The sequence below is a fragment of the Streptomyces sp. 4N509B genome, assembly GCF_052245655.1.
Taxonomy (GTDB): domain Bacteria; phylum Actinomycetota; class Actinomycetes; order Streptomycetales; family Streptomycetaceae; genus Streptomyces.
On record NZ_JBQQBZ010000082.1, the window covers coordinates 1 to 4,101 of the forward strand.

At 73.3% G+C, this 4,101-nt stretch carries 1 protein-coding gene; it reads right to left on the bottom strand.

From position 1 onward, the window contains the following. Window positions 1–4,101 (bottom strand): type I polyketide synthase (locus ACTWP5_RS31970; RefSeq protein ID WP_443224692.1); only part of this gene is annotated, 4,101 nt, incomplete at both ends.

The window sequence follows — 4,101 nt, forward strand, 5'->3', positions numbered from 1 at the left end:
TCCCCGTCCCACCCGTCACCAACACCGTCCCACCCGCAACCGAACCCACCACACCAGCAGACACCCCACCCACAACACCCACCACACGCACCAACCGCGGCACCAACACCCCACCACCACGAACCGCCGACTGTCCTTCGCCGGTGGCCAGAGCCGCGGCGATCGCCTCGCCGACAGCCGTCTCGGCACGCGCCTCGGCACCCACCTCGACGGCCGGGTCGAGGTCCACCAGCGACACGCGACCCGGGTTCTCCGACTGGGCCGACCGCACCAGGCCCCACACCGCGGAGTCGGCCAGTCCGGTGACCCGCTCCTCGTCACCCGCGGCCACGGCGCCACGCGTCACGACCACCAGGCGCGAGTCCGCCAGCCGCTCCTCCGCCAGCCACTGCTGCAACACGTCGAGCACCTGTGCCGACACCGTGTGGACGGCCCGGACCAGGCCGTCGTCCGCGACGGCCGCGCCCTCTCCGCCGTCGACGGCGACCACGACCACGGGCGGCACACCGCTTCCGTCCAGGTCACCGTCCTGGCCGCCCACCAGCTCGTCCAGGCGGGCGACAGCGCGCACACCGATCCCGAACCGGTCCTCGCCGAGCACCACCCACTCGTCCACCGACGGAACGGCGTCGCCGTCCTCCGTCGCGGCGCCCGCCGGCACCCAGTCCAGGCGGAACACCGAACGCGCCGGGTCCGCGGCACCGCCGGCAGCGGACCTGAGCTGTTCCGCGGTCACCGGTCGCACGGTCAGCGACTCCACCGCCGCCACCAGCTGGCCGGACCGGTCGGCGACCTGTACGGCCATCGTGTCCGCACCCGTCGCCACCAGTCGTGCCCGCGCCGACCCGGCGCCGACCGCCAGCAGCGACACGCCCGACCACGCGAACGGCAGCCGTACACCGTCGTCGAGTCCGGCGACGATGCCGTTGGCGTGCAGCACGGCGTCCAGCAGCGCGGGGTGGATGCCGTACTGGCCGGCCTCCGGCTGCTCCTCCTCCGGCAGGGCGACCTCGGCGAAGACCTCCTCGCCGCGCCGCCACACCGCACGCAGCCCCTGGAAGACAGGGCCATAGCCGTAGCCCGCCTCGGCGGCGGCCGGGTAGAACTCCGACACGTCCACGACCTCGGCACCGGCCGGCGGCCACACCGAGAGATCCGTCTCCGACACCACGGGCTGCTCGGGCACGAGCACACCCTCGGCGTGACACACCCACGGCTGCTGCGCGTCGGCGTCCTCGCTCCGCGAGTACACCCGCACGGTCCGACGCCCGGCCTCGTCCGCGGCCGCGACGGTGACCTGGAGAAGGACACCGCCCTGCTGGGGAAGCACGAGCGGGGCCTGCACCGTCAGCTCCCGCAGGTGCTGGCACCCCACCTGGTCTCCGGCGCGCACCGCCAGCTCGACGAAACCGGTGCCGGGGAAGAGGACCGTGCCGTCGACGGCGTGGTCCGCCAGCCACGGGTGCGTCCGCAGCGACAGCCGGCCCGTGAGCATGACGCCGCCGTCGCCCGCCAGGTCGGCCGCGACACCGAGGAACGGGTGCTCGGCGGCCGTCAGGCCCACGCCGGTGACGTCCGTCCGGCCACCGGTCTCCTCGACCAGCCAGTACCGCTCACGCTGGAAGGCGTAGGTCGGCAGGTCGACGCGCTGAACGGCGCGGCCGGCGTAGAAGGCGGACCAGTCGACGGTCGTGCCGTTCACCCACAGCTCGGCAACGTTCGCCAGCAGCCGGTTCGCCTCGTCCTCCGCACGCCGCAGGGTGCCGACGACAACGACCTGACCCTCGGCGGACTCCTCCGCGATGGCCTGCACGCTCATCGTCAGGACCGGGTGCGCGCTGACCTCGACGAAACGGCCGTATCCCAGGCGCAGGGCGGTCTCCACGGCATTGCTGAAGAGCACCGGCTGACGCAGGTTCCGGTACCAGTACGCGCCGTCCATCCCGGCCGTGTCGAGCGTCTCGCCCGTCACCGCGGAGATGAGGGGGACGCGGGAGGCGACCGGACGCACCGGCGCGAGCACCTCCGCCAACCGACCCTCGATGGCCTCGATGTGGGCGGAGTGCGAGGCGTAGTCCACCGGCACGCGACGGGCCCGGACGCCGGCCGCCTCGGCGGCGGCCATCAGCGTGTCGAGGCCGTCGGCGTCACCGGCGACCACCGTCGCCGACGGGCCGTTGAACGCCGCCACCGACACCCGCTCCGCCACACCGGCGGAGGCCAGCAGTTCCTCGGCTCGCTGGGAGCTGACGGCCAGCGACACCATGCCGCCACCCCCACCCAGCTCGTTGATCGCCGCCGACCGCAACGCCACCACACGGGCACCGTCCTCGACCGACAGACCACCGGCGACCACGGCCGCCGCGATCTCGCCCTGCGAGTGACCGATGACGGCGGAGGGCGTCACACCGAAGGACTCCCACACGGCCGCGAGGGAGACCATGACGGCCCACAGCACCGGCTGCACGACGTCGACCTGCTCCAGCCAGCCGTCGTCGTCCGACGCCAACACCTCGCTCAGCGACCAGTCGACGAACGGGGCGAGCGCCGCCTCACACTCCGCCAACCGCGCCGCGAAGACGGGCGAGCTCTCCAGCAGCCCACGCCCCATGCCGATCCACTGCGAGCCCTGGCCCGGGAACACGAAGACCGTGCCGGCGGCGGCACCGACGCCCGAGGAGCCGCTGACGGCGTTCGCCGCCGGAGCCGACTCGGGGGCGAGGCCGCGCAGGGTGCTCGTCAGCTCCGAGGCACTGGTGCCCCAGACCACGGCTCGGTGTTCCAGCACCGCCCGTGCCGAGACCAGGCCCCAGCCCACGTCCACGGCGTCGGCGTGGCTGCCGGCCGCGTCGACGGCATCGGCCAGCCGCTCCGCCTGGGCTGCGAGGGCCGTCTCGTTCGCCGCGGAGACGACCCAGGGCACAACCGGCCCTTCCCACACCGGCCCGCCGTCGGCACCCCGCACCACCAGCGGCGCGTCGGCGGCGTGGTCCGCCGCGGCCTGTTCGAGAATCACGTGGGCGTTGGTGCCGCTGATGCCGAACGACGACACGCCGGCACGACGCGGCCGGTCGTCGGCGACGTCCCAGTTCCGCGCCTCGGTCAGCAGCGAGACCGTGCCCGAGGACCAGTCGACGTGGGGCGTCGGCTCGTCGACGTGCAGGCTGCGCGGCAGCACGCCCTCGCGCATGGCCATGACCATCTTGATGATGCCGGCGATGCCGGAGGCGGCCTGGGTGTGGCCGATGTTCGACTTCAGAGATCCCAGCCAGAGTGGCTGGTCCTCGGAGCGGTCCTGGCCGTAGGTGGCGATCAGGGCCTCGGCCTCGATCGGGTCGCCGAGGGCGGTGCCGGTGCCGTGGGCCTCGACGGCGTCGATGTCGTTGGTCGTCAGGCCGGCGTTGGCCAGGGCCTGGCGGATGACGCGCTGCTGGGACGGTCCGTTCGGGGCGCTCAGGCCGTTGCTGGCGCCGTCCTGGTTGATGGCGGAGCCGCGGACGACCGCGAGCACGCGGTGTCCCTTGCGCAGGGCGTCGGTCAGCCGCTCGACGACGATGACGCCCGCGCCCTCGGCCCAGCCGGTGCCGTCGGCGGCGGCGGCGAACGGCTTGCATCGCCCGTTCGGCGCCAGGCCGCGCTGCCGGCTGAACTCCACGAAGATCCCCGGCTTCGGCATGACCGTCACGCCGCCGGCCAGTGCCATGTCGCACTCGCCGTTCCGCAGCGACTGCACCGCCAGGTGCAGCGCCACCAGCGACGACGAACACGCCGTGTCCACCGTCACCGCCGGGCCCTCGAGCCCCAGCGTGTAGGCCACCCGGCCGGAGATGACGCTGGTGGTGGTCCCGGTGAGGGAGAAGCCCTCGACCGCCTCGGGGGTGTACTGGAGATCGGTCAGGTAGCTCGGGTAGCCGGCGCCGATGAAGACGCCGCTGGACGTGCCCTTCAGCGAGGTGGGCGGAAGCCCTGCTCGCTCGAGTGCTTCCCAGGCGCTTTCGAGGAGGAGGCGTTGCTGGGGGTCCATCGCGAGGGCTTCGCGTGGGCTGATCCCGAACAGCTGCGGATCGAAGTCCGCCGCGTCATAGAGGAAGCCACCCTCAC